The organism is Sinorhizobium sp. 7-81 (assembly GCF_030124405.1).
Lineage (GTDB): Bacteria > Pseudomonadota > Alphaproteobacteria > Rhizobiales > Rhizobiaceae > Sinorhizobium > Sinorhizobium psoraleae.
The window spans coordinates 961836-977796 of the sequence record NZ_JASKLT010000001.1 but is presented as its reverse complement, the minus strand read 5'-3'; the positions used below and the strand labels follow the sequence as shown (position 1 = coordinate 977796).

Here is a 15961-nt window from a genome sequence, read left to right as displayed (position 1 = left end):
GCACGGCTGACCTTCAGACGCGCGACCCAGCCGATGCCGGATGATATCTCCACGCGGCTACGCGACAGCGGGCTCGAAGCAGCCTATGCCGCGCGCCCAGCCTATCAGCGCAACGACTATCTCGGGTGGATCGCTCGCGCCAAGCGCGACGAAACCCGCGAGAAGCGCATCGCCCAGATGCTTGCGGAACTCAAGGCTGGAGACGCCTATATGCGCATGCCCTATCGCGACCGGGGCGACGAGAAATAGCCATACCGGAGGCGGCCCATGCCGCCCACGGGAAGCCCGGCGACAAGACAACTACGTGTCCGCGCCGTCAAACGTCCTGGCTCGAATGCGCCCAGTCCATGTAAAGGTCGCGCGCCTTGCCGGCGATCGGCCCTGCCTGCAGGTCGCGGTCATCAAGACGAGTGACCGGCAGTACTTTTGAATAATTGCCGGTGGTGAAGATCTCGTCTGCCGCTTCGAAATCGGCCATGGTCATCGTGGTTTCCACCACTTCGAAGCCGGCCTCGCGCAAAAGCGTCATGACGCGGAAGCGGGTGATGCCGGCAAGAAAGGTCTTGTTGGCCGCCGGCGTGAACACGACACCGTCCTTCACCATGAAGATGTTGGATGATCCGGTCTCGGCGATATTGCCGAGCATGTCGCGCACAAGCGCGTTGTCGAAGCCGCGCGAGCGTGCTTCGTTGAGGATCCGGGCGTTGTTGGGATAGAGGCAGCCGGCCTTTGCATCCGTCGGCATGCACTCGATCGTCGGCCGGCGGAAGGGCGACAAGGTCAGCGATGAGCCACCGTGGGCGTTGCCCATCGGCGCCTCGAACAGGCAGAGCGCGAAACGCGTCGATTCCGGATCCACCGCCACGACGCTCCAGGAGCCGTGCTCGCCCCAATACATCGGCTTCACGTAGATCGCCGTCTTGCCGTCGAACTTCTTCACGCCCTCCCACGTCAGCGCCTCGATCTCTTCGGCGGACATAGTGGGTTTCAGCCCAAGCGATGTGGCCGAACGGTTGACGCGCTGGCAATGCAGGTCGAGGTCCGGCGCGATACCGTCGAACCAGCGGGCACCGTCGAAAACCGTGGATCCGAGCCACATCGCGTGCGAGGTCGGCCCGATCAGCGGAGGATTGCCGGAAAGCCATTCACCGTCGACATAGGTCCAGGTGGTTGAGCGGGGGGATGTATCGACGGCCATCGGCGTCTCCTCTCGTTTATCGTCCGTTCGGAATACGATTAAAGGAAACATGCAGTAGCCGAAAAAAACAGCACCGGGGTGAATGGGTACATAAAAAAATGTCATGGCATCCATTCTGGAACCGGCCGGACCGCCATGCCAGAATGGCCCCGACAGCATGGAGTAAGACCCGTCATGAAAGCGATGTATTACGACGCGTTCGAAAAGACGCCGGAGATCAAGGTTTTGCCGGATCCGAAGCCGAGTGAAAACGGGGTCGTCATCAAGGTCGAGGCGACCGGCCTTTGCCGCAGCGACTGGCACGGCTGGATGGGACACGACGCGGACATTCGCCTGCCGCATGTGCCCGGCCACGAGCTCGCCGGAACGATTGCAGCCGCCGGACGCAGCGTCGTGCGCTACAAGGTCGGGGACCGCGTGACCGTTCCGTTCGTTTCCGGCTGCGGCCGTTGCGCGGAATGCCGCTCGGGCAACCAACAGGTTTGCGAGGCACAGTTCCAGCCGGGCTTCACCCATTGGGGTTCGTTTGCCGAATACGTGGCGATCGACTTTGCCGACCAGAACCTCGTGCACCTGCCGGAGAGCATGGATTTCGCGACCGCCGCAAGCCTCGGCTGCCGCTTCGCAACATCCTTCCGGGCGATCGCCGACCAGGCCCGCGTCGAGGGCGGTGAATGGGTGGCGGTGCACGGCTGCGGCGGCGTCGGCCTCTCCGCGATCATGATCGCCGCGGCACTCGGCGCTAACCCGATCGCGATCGACATTTCCGAGGAGAAACTCGCCTTCGCCCGCAAACTCGGCGCAGTCGCCGCGATCAATGGCAAAGAAACGGGAGATGTTGCCGAGGCCGTGAGGGAAATCACCAAGGGCGGCGCCCATGTCTCGATCGACGCTCTCGGCTCGCCGGTCACCTGCTTCAATTCGATCAAGAACCTGCGCCGGCGCGGGCGCCATGTGCAAGTCGGCCTGATGCTCGCCGAACATGCGACGCCGCAGATCCCGATGGCCCAGGTGATCGGCCACGAACTCGAGATTTACGGCAGCCACGGCATGCAGGCCTGGCGCTACGACGCGATGCTGTCGATGATCACCGCCGGCAAGCTCAACCCAAAACAACTGATCGGTCGCGAGATCACGCTCGAAGAAGCCGTGCCGGCGCTGGTGACGATGGACCGGGCGACAGACCTCGGCATCAGTGTGATTACGCGGTTCTGAGTGGGGATTCCGATCGCCGCCTTGCGCTGTTATGGTTTTCGCGAGCAAGACGAATCAACGAGGGTCCCGTCATGGCGCTTGCGGCTCAGACCACCGAAGGTGAGCTTTACCGGCCTGTTCTCGGCAGCAATCCGGCGCATCCGAACGGTTGGCCGATACGCGTGATCGTCAGTTCGCAGACCGAGGCGCGCCACAACCGCCACCTTTGGGCGCCGACGCATCTCGTCTCGATCCGCGCGCCTGCAAGCCGCCTGCTCTCCATGATCGAACTGCCGCCCGAGCGGCATCTGGAGCTTTACTTTGGCGATGCGACCGACCCGGACGCACCGGACGCCGCACGGGCGGAGGCGATCGAGGCAACCTTCGCCTTCATCGACACGCTGCCCGCGGATGCGCATCTGCTGGTCCACTGTCTCAGGGGTATCGGCAGGTCGACCGCGCTCACCCTCGGCATTCTGGCGCGCTACATGGCACCCGAGGAGGCGGCCGCGGCCCTTCACGCACTTCGCCCCGAAGCCAAACCGAACCGCCACGTCGTCGGGCTCTGTGATGCCGTTCTCGGGCTCAAGGGGAAGCTTGCGAAACAGGCGCTGCGTTTTCCGGCAAAAGTCTGGAAAGCTTAATTAAATTCGTATTGCCATGCATGATGGCATTGTGCGCCGCACAAAGTTTTGACATGATCCCAGAAAGAACTGACGAAGCGTTGCGCCTACCGCACCGGGCTCGAAATCGGAACCGATTTTCAGCGAGCACGTTGCGTGATTTCAAAGAGATAAAGCGTCCTTTGTGCGCCGCTGAATGGTCATGACGGGAGGGTTCGATGTCTCTGGCGGCCTATGTCTTCGATGCCTATGGCACGCTTTTCGATGTGCATGCGGCCGTGCGGCGCCATGCCGAGGCGATTGGTCCCGACGGCCAGGCCTTTTCCGAACTCTGGCGGGCCAAACAGCTCGAATATTCCTGGGTACGCTCGCTGATGGGCGCGTATGTCGACTTCTGGCAACTGACCGAGCAATCGCTCGACTACGCCTTTGCGCGTTTCCCCTCGGCCGATCCGAAACTCAAGAAACGGCTGCTCGATGCCTACTGGACCCTCGACTGCTATCCCGAGGTGCCGGCCGTGCTGAGAGGACTGAAGGAGCGCGGCGCCCGCATTGCCATCCTTTCCAACGGGTCGCCGGCCATGCTCGCATCGGCGGTGAAGAACGCCGCTCTCGACATCGTGATCGACGACGTGTTCTCGGTCGATGCGGTCAAGGCGTTCAAGACGGCGCCCGCCGTCTACGACCTGGTGACGACGCAATACCGGCTCTATCCGCACGCGGTTTCCTTCCAGTCGTCGAACCGCTGGGATATTGCGGGAGCGACAAAATTCGGCTTCCGCACCGTCTGGATCAACCGCTCCGACATGCCGGACGAATACAGGGACTATGGTCCTGCACTCATCCTCCCCTCGCTCGAGAGCCTGCAGTTCGGCATCTGAAGAAACTCCCTCATGGCCTGGTCGGCAGCGCAGTATGTGAAATTCGAAGACGAGCGGACACGGCCTGCGCGCGACCTCCTGGCGCAGGTGCCGGATCTTCCCGCCGGCCCGGCCTTCGACCTCGGCTGCGGGCCGGGCAACTCGACCGAGTTGATCCTCGAGCGATTTCCGAATTCCGCTGTCGTCGGCGTCGATAGCGACGCGGACATGCTGGCGGCCGCGCGCAAGCGGCTTCCGGCTCTACGCTTCGAGAAGGCCGATCTAGCGACCTGGGTGCCGCCGACGGAAACTGCGCTCTTCTTCGCTAACGCGGTGTTCCAGTGGTTGCCGGAGCACATCGAGATTTTCGATCGGCTGATCGAGGCGCTTGCGCCCGGCGGAACGCTTGCCGTGCAGATGCCGGATAATCTCGACGAGCCGACGCACAGGCTGATGCAGGAGACGGCGGAGGTCCCGCTCTTTGCGCAAGCGTATGGCGGCCGTGAGCTTCGGCGGGCGCCGCTGCCGCCGCCGCCGACCTATGTCGAACGGCTCACAGCGAAAGCGGTGCGCGTCGATGTCTGGCACACGGCCTATCATCATCAACTCGCCAGCGCAGAAGCGATCGTCGAATGGGTGAAGGGCACCGGCTTGCGGCCTTATCTCGACGCCCTGCCAAAGGATCGGCGCGCAGACTACCTCGCCGTCTACATGGAAAAGATCCGAAAGGCCTATCCGCCGATGGCAGACGGCCGGGTTCTTCTGCGTTTCCCGCGCTTTTTCATCATTGCAACCAAGGACCGGTAGATGAGGCCGGCGACGTTCGCGCGATGCAAGCGACATCGCTTCCCGTCCTAAATTCTTTCAACCAGGAAATCGATGAAAGCGCGGATGCGGGCGGCAAGGTGCTCATGCCCGGCGTAGACCGCGTGCACCCGTTCCATGTCTTCCGGATTATATTCTTCCAGCACCGGCACCAGCCGGCCCGCATCGATATCCGGCTGCACGTGGAACTGCCCGACGCGGCCGAGGCCCAGACCCGAAAGGCAGAGATTGCGAACGATCGCGCCGCTGTTTGCCTGCATATTACCGGTGACCGGGCGCACATACACATTTGACGAGCCGGGATCGCGGAACGGCCAGCCGTCGAGACTGCGGCGGAAATTGAAGGTGAAGCAATTGTGCTGGGCGAGGTCATCCGGCGTCCGCGGCACGCCATGAGCCTCAAGATAGCGCGGTGCGGCAACAATCACCTGCCGGCTATCGAGCAACTTGCGTGCCATCAGGCTGGAATCGCGCATCGGACCAGACCGAATGGCGACGTCGGTCCGCTCCTCGATCAGATCGATGATACCGTCGTTCAAGGAGAGGTCCAGTTGCACATCGGGATAACGCGCGAGGAATTCGGCAGCAAGCGGCAGAATGTAGCGCTCGCCGAAGCCGACAGACGCGTTCACCCGTAGCGGACCACGCGGCTGCGCCTGACCGCCGCCGGCGACCACCTGTTCCGTCTCGGCAATCGCCGCCAGGATGCGCTGTGCGCGGTGGAGGTAGATTTCCCCCTCCGGCGTCAGTTGCAGCATGCGGGTGGAGCGCATGACGAGCCGCGTTCCGAGCCTGTCCTCGATACGCGAGACAAGCTTGCTGACGGCGGAGGGCGACAGTTTCAGGCGCCGGCCGGCGGCTGAAAAACTGCGCAGTTCGGCCGCAGCAACAAAGACTTCCATTTCGCCGGCGCGGTTGTCCATTTTGCATCACCTTTGAATTCAGTTCACAGGCATTTATCCATTCCTCAGGATTATCGCGCAAGCCCGATCGATCCATATTCCCGGTCATCAATCAAGCAAACCGCGGCACGGCCGCAAAGTTCAGCCCGTATCGCATGCGGGCGGGGAAGGTATTTCTATGCCCATCGCTCTCTTTGCCTTGACGATCGCGGCCTATGCGATCGGAACAACGGAATTCGTGATCGTCGGCCTCCTGCCGACGGTCGCCTCCGATCTTCACATCTCCCTGCCGCTCGCCGGCCTCATCGTCAGCGTCTATGCCCTCGGCGTCACTTTCGGCGCGCCTGTGCTGACGGCGCTTACCGGTAGGATCGAGCGCAAGCCCCTGCTCCTCGGCCTGATGGCCCTCTTCATCATCGGCAATGCCGCCGCGGCGCTTTCGCCAAACTACGAGTTGCTGCTCGTCGCACGGGTCCTGTCGGCGTTCGCCCATGGGGTCTTTTTCTCCGTCGGCTCGACGATTGCCGCCGATCTCGTGCCCGAAGATCGCCGGGCGTCGGCGATCGCCATGATGTTCATGGGACTGACGGTCGCAATCGTCACCGGCGTGCCGCTCGGTACCTATATCGGCCAGACCTTCGGCTGGCGCGCGACGTTCTGGGCCGTTACCGCGCTCGGCGCCATTGCCTTTATCGGCATCGCAGCCCTGCTGCCGAATACGCTGAGCAAGGCCGCCGCGGCACGTCTCGTCGATCAGGTCCGGGTGCTCGGATCCGGCCGCCTGCTGATCGTCTTTGCGATGACGGCGCTCGGCTATGGCGGCACCTTCGTCGCCTTCACGTTCCTCGCACCGATCCTGCAGGAAATCACCGGTTTCTCGGAAGGCAGCGTCAGCCTCATCCTGGTGCTCTATGGCATCGCCATCGCGATCGGTAATGTTGTCGGGGGAAAGATTGCCAACCGCGATCCGGTGAAGGCGCTGATCGGCCTCTTTCTCGCCCAGGCAGCCGTGCTCGTGCTCTTCACCTTCACGGCCCCTTCTCCGGCGCTGACGCTGGTCACGCTGGTGGCGCTCGGCTTCCTTTCCTTCGCCAACGTGCCCGGCCTGCAGCTCTACGTCGTCCAGCTTGCCAAGCAGTACCGTCCCGGCGCCGTCGACGTCGCCTCGGCCCTCAACATCGCCGCGTTCAATCTCGGCATTGCGGTCGGCGCCTGGCTCGGTGGCCTTGTAGTTTCCTCACCGCTGGGCCTCGCTTCGACACCGTTCGTCGGAGCGATCCTGGTTGTCGCCGCCCTGATCCTGACGTTGTGGAGCGGCGTGCTCGACCGGCGCGCGGTTCCGGTCGGGCAGCCGGCTTGAACCTTCGTTCTGCCACCACAAGTATAGAATGTCGAATTCGCCCGGCATCTTGCCGGGCCTCTCCAAACCAAGGAGCTTTTCCATGCACGCAGTCAATTCCAACGGCGCCAATATTCCCGCCCTCGGTTTCGGTACCTTCCGCATGCCAGGCGCCGATGTCCTTCGCATCCTGCCGGGAGCGCTGAAACTCGGCTTCCACCATGTCGACACGGCGCAGATCTATGGCAACGAGGCCGAAGTCGGCGAGGCCATCCACCAATCGGGCGTTCGGCGCGCGGATATTTTTCTGACGACCAAGGTCTGGGTCGACAATTATCGCCATGACGCCTTCCTCGCCTCCGTGGACGAGAGCCTGAAAAAGCTGAAGACGGACTACGTGGATCTTCTGCTCCTCCATTGGCCGGGCAGCGACGTGCCGATGGCCGAGCGCATCGGCGCGCTCAACGAGGTGCAGAAGGCCGGCAAGGTACGCCATATCGGCGTCAGCAACTTCAACATCGCCCAAATGGAGGAAGCCGTCCTGTTGAGCGACGCGCCGATCGCGACCAATCAGGTGGAATATCACCCCTATCTCGACCAGACGAAGGTCCTGCAAGCCGCGCGCCGGCTAGGCATGTCACTGACAGCCTACTATGCCATGGCCAACGGCAAGATACCCGCCGATCCGCTGCTCAAGGACATCGGCGCGCGCCACGGCAAGACGGCGGCACAGGTGGCCTTGCGCTGGCTCGTGCAGCAGAAGGATGTGGTCGCGCTGTCGAAGACGGCGACTGAGGCCCGGCTCAAGGAAAATTTCGCGATCTTCGATTTTGCACTGACGCCGGAGGAAATGGCGGAGATCCGCAAGCTTGCGCGTCCGGACGGCCGGATCGTCAGCCCCGCGGGTCTGGCCCCTGAATGGGACAGAGCAGACAAAGCGGCTTAAGCGACCGCATCGGTGGGGCTTACGACCAGGCAATAAAAAGCACCCGTCGGATCACTCCGGCGGGTGCTTCTGTATGGAGACCATACCGATCAGACGAACTGGCTGAGACCCGGAACGGAGGCGACGACCTCATCGACAACCTCGTCGCCGGCCTTTTCCTTGGCGAAGGCGATCGTTTCCTTGGCGAGCGAAGTGATTTCGCCCATACCGAGGCCCTGGCTCATCAACTGCTGGCCGAGCGCCATGACACCGCCGCCACCGATCGCAGACATCAGGCCGCCGAGCAGACCGCCGCCGTTGCTGCCTTCGCCATTGTACTGGGCGACCAATTCCGGCGCGCCCGGGATCGCTTCGATCATCTTGGCAACCGGACCTTCCGCCGCCTCGCGCTGCAGGAAGCCGAGAATCATGCCAACTGCCTTCTCGGCCGTTGCAGGCTCGATACCGACATTTTCCGACACGCGGGTGACCAGTTCACTCATGGAAATCTCCTCGATTGTTTTTGACGTTGACGTCAAGGTAAATGATCGCCTCCGAATTAACAAGCGACGATGAACAACTCATGACGAGGCTGCGGCCATCACCGTAATCGAGAGGAGGCGCGCATCCAGGCGTATCGTTTCACGGACCGTCACCATTGGCAACGCACTCGATCGAGCAACATGTTGCCGCGCCTGATAGCACCGCCTATAACAGAAACCAGCACTATTTCTGTGACGGCGCAGCGCAACGAAATGCCCGCTTTCATAGGCAAAACGGAGATCAGGCCCACATGCTGCAAGAAGGCAAGCTCTATATCGGAACCAGCCGCAAGCCGGACGATTCGATCAACAAGGGCGAATATCTGGAGCTGAAATTCGGCAACCGCCACGGGCTGATCACCGGCGCGACCGGCACCGGCAAGACCGTGACGCTGCAGATCCTGGCGGAAGGATTTTCCAATGCCGGCGTCCCGGTCTTCTGCGCCGACGTCAAGGGCGATCTTTCCGGCATCGGCGCGATGGGCGAACCGAAGGATTTCCTTCTCAAGCGCGCCGAACAGATCGGCCTTTCGCCATACGACTTCCAGGAATTTCCGGTAATCTTCTGGGATCTCTACGGCGAAAAAGGTCACAGGGTACGCACGACCATCTCCGAGATGGGACCGCTGCTCCTGTCTCGCTTGATGAACGCCAGCGACGCTCAGGAAGGCGTGCTGAACATCGCCTTCAAGATCGCCGACGAAGGGGGGTTGCCGCTCCTTGACCTCAAGGACCTCCAGGCCCTGCTCAACTACATGGGCGAGAATGCAGGCGAGCTTTCCAACCAGTTCGGCTTCATTTCCAAGTCGTCGGTGGGTTCGATCCAGCGCGAGTTGCTGATTCTCGAGCAGCAGGGCGCGGAGCATTTCTTCGGCGAGCCGGCGCTGAAGATCACCGACATCATGCGTACCACCAATGACGGGCGCGGCGCGATCTCGGTGCTTGCCGCCGACAAGCTGATGATGAACCCCAGGCTCTACGCGACCTTCCTGCTTTGGCTCCTCTCCGAACTTTTCGAGGAACTGCCGGAAGTCGGCGATCCGGACAAGCCGAAGCTGGTGTTTTTCTTCGACGAAGCGCATCTGCTCTTCAACGACGCGCCGAAGGTGCTCGTCGAGCGCGTCGAACAGGTTGTGCGCCTCATCCGTTCCAAGGGCGTCGGCGTATACTTCGTGACGCAGAACCCGCTCGACGTACCGGAAACGGTGCTGGCGCAGCTCGGCAATCGTGTCCAGCATGCGTTGCGCGCCTATTCACCGCGCGAACAGAAGGCGGTGAAGACCGCGGCTGATACCTTCCGCCCCAACCCGGACTTCAACTGCGCCGAGGTGATCACCAATCTCGGCACCGGCGAAGCGCTCATTTCGACGCTCGAAGGCAAGGGCTCGCCGTCTATCGTCGAGAGGACCCTGATTCGCCCGCCGGCATCACGCCTCGGTCCGCTGACGGAGGCTGAGCGGCAAAAGGTGATCGATGTCAGCCCGGTGCGCGGACTCTATGACGAGAATTTCGATCGGGAATCGGCTTACGAGCTGCTAGCCAAGCGCGCTGCGAAAGCCGCCGAGCAGGCCGAAGCCGCGCGGCAAGCGGAGGAACAATCGGCGGAAGAGGTGTCCGGCGGCGGACGCTGGACCCTGCCCGGTTTTGGCGACGACGAGCAAAAGGAGCCCTCCGGCAAGCAGGCACGGCCGCGCTCCTCCGGCTATCAGCGCGAAACGATCGTCGAGGCGGCGATGAAATCCGTGGCCCGCACGGTCGCGACACAGGTCGGCCGCGCCCTGGTGCGTGGCATTCTCGGCAGCCTGAAGCGATAGCACGCCAACGATGAGAGCGCCCCCGCTCGCGCGCTCCCGACGCATTGACCCAGGCCGCATCCGGCGGCCCAGAAAGGATTGACTGTGGAAGCCAAGGATTCGAACGGCGCCGTCCTCAAGGACGGCGACAATGTCACGTTGATCAAGGATCTGAAGGTGAAAGGAACCTCCACCACGCTGAAACGTGGCACGCTGGTGAAGGGCATCCGCCTGACTGGCGATCCCGACGAAGTGGAATGCCGGGTCGAAAAGATAAAGGGGCTGGTGCTGCGCACCGAATTCCTCAAGAAGGCTTGAGGCGGCCCCGCCGTCTGACATCTGAAGCCCGGAGTATCCCCCGGGCTTCAAGACGAGAACTGCAAGCGCGTTCGCTTCAAGCCACCGTCAGCTTTACATCGATATTGCCTTTAGTCGCATGGCTGTAAGGGCATACTACGTGCGCCTTCTGGACCAGATCCTCGAGCACGGCCTTGTCGACGCCGGGCGAAGAAATTTCGAGCGCTGCATCAATGCCGAAACCCGTGCCGTCTTCACGCGGGCCGGTTCCGACCGTACCCGTCACTTTCGTGTCTTCCGAAAGCTTTACCTTTTCCTTGCCGGCAACGAATTTCAACGCGCCGAGGAAGCAGGCGGAATAGCCGGCTGCAAAGAGCTGTTCCGGGTTGGTGCCACGGGCGCCGTCGCCGCCAAGCTCCTTCGGGACAGTGAGGGTAACGTCAAGGATACCGTCGGCGCTCTGGGCCTGGCCGGCGCGGCCGCCAGTTGCCGAGGCGGTGGTGCGATAGAGGATGGGCATGGCAGTCTCCTTCGTATGGTCGTTGCTGATGGTCAGTGCATATCGTAAAATTAAATTGCGCGCAAATTAATTTTGCAAATTGCATTACCGCCTTGAATTTGCGACAATGCAATCATGACCAGCAAGGCGGCAAAATTTGAGGCAATACCCGATGAGGCGTTGACGCTTGGCCAGCAGCTCTGCTTCGCAGTCTATTCGGCGGGGCACGCTTTCAACCGCACCTACAAGCCGCTGCTTGACCGTTTTGGCCTCACCTATCCGCAGTATCTCGTCCTGCTCGCTCTCTGGCAGCAGGACCGCATGACGGTGAAACGGATCGGCGAGGAAATGGGCCTCGATTCCGGCACGCTTTCTCCCTTGCTAAAGCGATTGGAGGCGGCCGGTTATGTAAGTCGGTTGCGCGATCCAGGCGACGAGCGACAGGTAATCGTCAGTCTCACCGAAAAGGGCCGGCATCTGAAGGCCGAAGCCTTTGGCATACTCGCCGAGATCGGCAAGGCAAGCGGATGCACTTTGGAGGAGATCCGCGACCTGCGTGAGGCGCTGCATCGTCTGACCCAACGACTGGGCAGTAGCCAACAGGAAAGCTGACCGGGCTCGCGCCGTCGCCTCTTAATCGAATGACGGACCCTCTGGCGCTAGATGACGAGGATCGGGGCCTTGCCGCGGACGCGATCGTAGAGATCCATCACGTCCTGGTTGAGCATGCGCACGCAGCCGGAGGAAACGGCCTTACCGATCGACTGCCACTCCGGCGTTCCGTGTACACGATACAGGGTGTCCTGGCCGTTCTGGAAGATATAGAGCGCGCGTGAGCCGAGAGGATTGTTCAAGCCCGGCGACATGCCGCCGGCGCTTTCCGAATAGCGCGCGAGCTCGGGCTGGCGTTCGATCATAGAACCCGGCGGCGTCCAGCGCGGCCACTTCTGCTTCCACTGAATGACACCGCGTCCCGACCAGGCAAAACCCTCACGACCGAGGCCGACGCCGTAACGCATTGCCCTTCCGCCCGGCTGGACCAGATAGAGAAAGCGATCAGCGGTATCGACCACGATCGTGCCCGGCTGCTCGCCAAATGGATCATCGACTTCCTGGCGATAGAATCGAGCGTCGATCTGCTGGTAGGGCACCGCCGGAACCTGGTAGCCGCCGTCGTCTACCGCCGCGTAAATTGCCGAGTAGTAGGGGTCTTGCGGCGGCAGGCCGGTCGGCAGCGACCCCTCGTCAACAGGCCCTTCCAGGAACGCTCCTGTACGTGGATCGATCCAGCGTCCCTCCAGCGCGGGATTGCGGAAAACCGGCGCGGTTTGTTGCCGAAAGCGGTCCGTGTTCATTGACGACGTGCAACTCGCAAGCCCGGCGGAGACGACTGCTAGTCCGGATGTGCGGAGAAACTGGCGGCGGGAAAAATTGGACAGCGTTGGCATCGAACTCTAACGGGTTTGAGTGCAGCAAGCGGAAGGGGACGGCGCGACGTCAAACGGCGATTCGCGCCTCTCCGCTCTGGTCAGGAAGATCACGATGATTTCGCATTAAATCAATCCAAAATCATCGTGATCGATTCTCGAGGCGGTTGCGAACTGAACGGTGTTAATGCTTGTCCTCGCCCTATCGAGTGGCGGGCTATGCATCTACGGCTGGAACGAAGCTGATGTCAGCAAACTTCCTATCACAATCGTGGCACCGGCGCTCTGCAACCACCGGTACACAGCTCAGACGCCCTCAGCGTGGAGCCCGGACTGGCGGAGCAGTGCCTCGAAATCCCTGGCGACCAGCGGCGGACTGAAGAAATAGCCTTGGATCTCGTCGCAACCGCTTTGCCGCAGGAAATCGACCTGCGCCTCCGTTTCCACGCCTTCGGCGATGACCCGAAGACCGAGATTCTGCGCAAGCGAGATGATCGCCGAGGTGATCGCCTTGTCATCGACATCCGAAGGAATGTCCTCGACAAAGGAGCGGTCGATCTTCAGCCGTTGCACGGGGAATCGTTTAAGTGCGCTGAGGCTCGAATAGCCGGTTCCGAAGTCGTCGATCGCGAGATGTACGCCGATCGCCTCCAGTTCATGCATTGTCGCTATTGCGCCCGGCACGTCCTGCATGATCAGGCTCTCGGTCAGTTCGAGTTCAAGGTAACGTGCCTCCAATCCGGTTTCGGCGAGCACGGCCGCCACGCGGGCCGCCCAGTTGCGTTCGAGGAACTGCCGAGCGGAAACATTGGCACTGACAATCAACGGCGGGAGGCCGGCTTCCTGCCAGGCCTTGCACTGACGGCATGCGGCTTTCAGCACCCAATCGCCAATCGGCACGATCAGGCCGGTCTCCTCCGCCAGCGGGATGAAGGCACCGGGCGACATCACACCATGCACGGGGTGCTGCCAGCGCAACAACGCCTCTGCGGCGAAGACACGGCCGGTCACAAGGTTCATCTGCGGCTGAAAATGCAGGAGGAATTCATTGCGGGCGATCGCTTCGCGCAGTTCCTCGTGCCGCAAGAGCTTCTCGTGGGCCTTGGCGGCCATCTCTTCGGTAAAGACCTGGAGGTTGTTGCGACCGAGTTCCTTTGCGCGGTACATCGCCGCGTCGGCATTTGCAAGCAATTCGCTGACTGTCCGGCCCTGATTGGGAAAGCAGGCGACACCCATGCTGCAGGTCACCTGCAGGCTGCGGCCGTTGAGTTGAACCGGCGCGGCAATGGCCGCCCGGATGTCCTCCAGACGGGACAAAACGATGTCGCGCTCGGTCGGCAGGCCGTTCAAGAGAAGAATGAACTCGTCGCCGCCGACCCGCACGACCATGTCCGACTTGCGCACTGCGGCGCGCATACGGTCGGCAACCGCCTTCAGCAGATCGTCGCCGGCCGTATGCCCAAGACTGTCATTGATGAGCTTGAAATTGTCGAGATCCAGAAAGGCCAGCACGGCCCACTGATCGCGGCCGCGAATTGCCTCGAGCACGCCCGCCACCTGCGCCTCGAACAGGACGCGATTGGGAAGGCCCGTCAGCGCATCGTGGTGCGCCATGAAGCTTATTCTGTCTTCGGCTCGTTTGCGTTCGATCGCGATCCCGGCGAGATGCGTCGCCATGGCGATCAGTTCCTTCTGCTGCTCGCTCGGAACGCCGACCTCCTGCGAATAGAGCGCGAACGTGCCAAGCACCTTGCTTTCGTGAGAATGAATCGGCGTCGACCAGCAGGAACGGAAGCCATGAGGCTTCACGAGATCTGCATAGCCCGCCCACAAGGAATCAGAATATACGTCCGAGACGATCACCTGTTCACCGCGCCACGCCGCCGTTCCGCACGAACCGACTGCTGGACCGATTTCGACGCCGTCGATCGTGGCGCAAAATACCTCGTCCAGGCTTGGGGCAGCGCCATGCACAAGATGCCGACCGTCCTCGGAGAGGAGCAGGATGGAACCCTTGACGCCGGGCAACAGCAACTCGATCAGCAAGATGAGATCGGTGAAGAACTGATCGAGCGGCTCGCTCTTCGCTATCATCTCCAGCAGTCGCGCCTGCCCCTCGAGCAAACGTTCTGCCGCTTTTCGGTCGGTGATATCGCGCGAAATGCCGGGGCTGCCGGCGCTCGTGCCGCCCTTGTTGCGTAGCGGCACCTTGGACGTCATCAACCAGCGATCGCGCCCCTTCGTAACCATGGCCCGCTCTTCGATGCCGAAGATCGGTTCGCCAGTCTCGATCACACGCTGTTCCACGTCAGCGAAAGCCTGGGCGAACTTCGTCGGGTGCAGGTCAAAATCGGTCTTACCCACGAGATCCTGCAAGCTTTCAAGCCCGTTGTCGGCGACCGTCACCTCATTGGCAATAAGAAAGCGGCCTTTCGTGTCCTTGGCATAGATGTAGTCCGGGACATGATTGATCATCGTCTCCAGCCAATAATGACGATCGGCGATGTCCGGCTCGGACGGGAAAATGCGCGCCACCTCATCCGCCAGCCGGTTGCTGGCCTCGATCAGCCGACGCGTCTCCGCGTTGTCGCCAGCATTGAGGGCGGCATAGCGAGTATTGCGAGACGTTTTCCTTGCCAAGCAAAGCCTCCGGAAGAGCAGCGCAAATATCCGTTGGTCGTTCCAGCCTCAGCTCTAGCCAATAGAGGTTATACTTCTCTAAATGTTGCCGGGAAAAATCGTCTAAAGGTTGCAGCGTGGATCAGGACGTTTCATCAAAACATTTCATGAGCAACATCAATTGGGGACGCTTCTGTCGCCGCCTGCGATCGCATATGACGTTGCGCATCGAACAGGCGGAGGGCAGCCGGGATGCTGACAATCTACGGAGTTTATCGTTCGCGCGCGTCGCGCAACTACTGGATGGCGCGCGAGCTTGGCATTCCCTTCACATCTGTTCCGGTGATCCAGGCGCGCCGCGTCGCCGATCCGCTGGCCGTGGATGCACCGGTCAACACCAAGTCGCCCGACTTTCTTTCCATCAATCCGATGGGCCTCATTCCGGCGATCGACGATGACGGCCTGGTCCTGACGGAATCGCTCGCCAACAATCTCTATCTCGCCCGCAAATATGGCGGTCCTCTCGCGCCGGCCGATCTCGGCGAGGATGGGCAAATGGGCAATTGGACTATGTGGGCGGCAACCGAGGTGGAGCCGCATGCGGTCAAGATCATTCTCGCCTATGACGATGGCATCGAGAACACGCCCGAAGGTCAGGCGCGCATCGCCGCTTGCGCCCAATCACTCGAGAAAGCCTTCAGCGTTCTCGAAACGCATCTCAAAGGCCGCGACTATGTCGTCGGGAACCGCTTCACGGCCGCCGATCTCAACCTCGCCGAGGTCTTTCGCTATACCATGAGCCAGACGGCGTTGTTCGACAGGCATCCGCACGTCAAGGCGTGGCTTGCGCGTTGCCAGTCGCGTCCTTGTTTCAAGGCGATGATGGAGGAGCGGCTGAAAGAGCCGGAATAACAGCGA

At 61.6% G+C, this 15961-nt stretch carries 17 protein-coding genes; 11 read left to right on the top strand and 6 right to left on the bottom strand.

Annotation, left to right across the window (positions count from 1 at the left end):
- Positions 1-33 precede the first annotated feature (33 nt).
- Complete coding sequence (locus QN224_RS04700) at positions 34-249, top strand: YdeI/OmpD-associated family protein (RefSeq protein WP_283975726.1); 216 nt, start codon at positions 34-36, stop codon at positions 247-249.
- A gap of 67 nt (positions 250-316) precedes the next feature.
- Here the strand turns inward: QN224_RS04700 and QN224_RS04695 are convergent, their stop codons facing one another.
- Positions 317-1198, bottom strand: a complete 882-nt coding sequence (locus tag QN224_RS04695) for a branched-chain amino acid aminotransferase (protein ID WP_283975725.1) — start codon at positions 1196-1198, stop codon at positions 317-319.
- A gap of 174 nt (positions 1199-1372) precedes the next feature.
- On the opposite strand from QN224_RS04695, the gene QN224_RS04690 reads away from it, so the two are divergent.
- The 4 genes from QN224_RS04690 (at position 1373) to tam (ending at position 4682) form a co-directional block, all read left to right on the top strand.
- On the top strand, positions 1373-2413 hold the full coding sequence (locus tag QN224_RS04690; RefSeq protein ID WP_283975724.1) for a zinc-dependent alcohol dehydrogenase family protein: 1041 nt from the start codon (positions 1373-1375) through the stop codon (positions 2411-2413).
- A gap of 71 nt (positions 2414-2484) precedes the next feature.
- Positions 2485-3036, top strand: a complete 552-nt coding sequence (locus QN224_RS04685) for a phosphatase (RefSeq protein WP_283975723.1) — start codon at positions 2485-2487, stop codon at positions 3034-3036.
- A 197-nt stretch (positions 3037-3233) separates the two neighbouring features.
- Positions 3234-3896: a haloacid dehalogenase type II gene (locus QN224_RS04680; RefSeq protein ID WP_173510530.1), complete on the top strand. Its 663-nt coding sequence runs from the start codon at positions 3234-3236 to the stop codon at positions 3894-3896.
- A gap of 12 nt (positions 3897-3908) precedes the next feature.
- Positions 3909-4682, top strand: coding sequence for a trans-aconitate 2-methyltransferase (tam, locus tag QN224_RS04675; protein ID WP_283975722.1), 774 nt, complete (start codon positions 3909-3911; stop codon positions 4680-4682).
- 47 nt (positions 4683-4729) lie between these two features.
- Here the strand turns inward: tam and QN224_RS04670 are convergent, their stop codons facing one another.
- Positions 4730-5623: a LysR family transcriptional regulator gene (locus QN224_RS04670; RefSeq protein ID WP_283975721.1), complete on the bottom strand. Its 894-nt coding sequence runs from the start codon at positions 5621-5623 to the stop codon at positions 4730-4732.
- Between the two features lie 157 nt (positions 5624-5780).
- Here QN224_RS04670 and QN224_RS04665 point away from each other — a divergent pair, with 157 nt between their 5' ends.
- Positions 5781-6962: an MFS transporter gene (locus tag QN224_RS04665; RefSeq protein ID WP_283975720.1), complete on the top strand. Its 1182-nt coding sequence runs from the start codon at positions 5781-5783 to the stop codon at positions 6960-6962.
- An 82-nt stretch (positions 6963-7044) separates the two neighbouring features.
- On the top strand, positions 7045-7887 hold the full coding sequence (locus QN224_RS04660; RefSeq protein WP_283975719.1) for an aldo/keto reductase: 843 nt from the start codon (positions 7045-7047) through the stop codon (positions 7885-7887).
- 89 nt (positions 7888-7976) lie between these two features.
- Here QN224_RS04660 and QN224_RS04655 read toward each other — a convergent pair whose 3' ends face one another.
- Positions 7977-8369 (bottom strand): hypothetical protein, encoded by a 393-nt coding sequence (locus tag QN224_RS04655; RefSeq protein WP_269277158.1) that lies wholly within the window; start codon positions 8367-8369, stop codon positions 7977-7979.
- A 290-nt stretch (positions 8370-8659) separates the two neighbouring features.
- Here QN224_RS04655 and QN224_RS04650 point away from each other — a divergent pair, with 290 nt between their 5' ends.
- Both QN224_RS04650 and QN224_RS04645 read left to right on the top strand, forming a co-directional pair.
- The gene (locus QN224_RS04650; protein ID WP_283975718.1) at positions 8660-10222 is read left to right on the top strand and encodes a DUF853 domain-containing protein; all 1563 of its coding nucleotides are present in this window, start codon (positions 8660-8662) and stop codon (positions 10220-10222) included.
- Between the two features lie 84 nt (positions 10223-10306).
- Entirely contained in the window at positions 10307-10519 is a 213-nt protein-coding gene (locus tag QN224_RS04645) for an alkylphosphonate utilization protein (protein WP_173510537.1), read from the top strand.
- A gap of 76 nt (positions 10520-10595) precedes the next feature.
- Here the strand turns inward: QN224_RS04645 and QN224_RS04640 are convergent, their stop codons facing one another.
- On the bottom strand, positions 10596-11018 hold the full coding sequence (locus QN224_RS04640; RefSeq protein ID WP_283975717.1) for an organic hydroperoxide resistance protein: 423 nt from the start codon (positions 11016-11018) through the stop codon (positions 10596-10598).
- A gap of 114 nt (positions 11019-11132) precedes the next feature.
- Here QN224_RS04640 and QN224_RS04635 point away from each other — a divergent pair, with 114 nt between their 5' ends.
- Positions 11133-11609, top strand: coding sequence for a MarR family transcriptional regulator (locus QN224_RS04635; protein WP_283975716.1), 477 nt, complete (start codon positions 11133-11135; stop codon positions 11607-11609).
- A gap of 47 nt (positions 11610-11656) precedes the next feature.
- On the opposite strand, the gene QN224_RS04630 is transcribed toward QN224_RS04635, so the two are convergent.
- Together QN224_RS04630 and QN224_RS04625 are read right to left on the bottom strand one after the other, a co-directional pair.
- The gene (locus QN224_RS04630) at positions 11657-12445 is read right to left on the bottom strand and encodes a L,D-transpeptidase family protein (protein WP_283975715.1); all 789 of its coding nucleotides are present in this window, start codon (positions 12443-12445) and stop codon (positions 11657-11659) included.
- A gap of 285 nt (positions 12446-12730) precedes the next feature.
- Positions 12731-15064, bottom strand: a complete 2334-nt coding sequence (locus tag QN224_RS04625; protein WP_283975714.1) for an EAL domain-containing protein — start codon at positions 15062-15064, stop codon at positions 12731-12733.
- A 231-nt stretch (positions 15065-15295) separates the two neighbouring features.
- On the opposite strand from QN224_RS04625, the gene QN224_RS04620 reads away from it, so the two are divergent.
- The gene (locus QN224_RS04620; protein ID WP_283975713.1) at positions 15296-15955 is read left to right on the top strand and encodes a glutathione S-transferase family protein; all 660 of its coding nucleotides are present in this window, start codon (positions 15296-15298) and stop codon (positions 15953-15955) included.
- Positions 15956-15961: the final 6 nt, after the last annotated feature.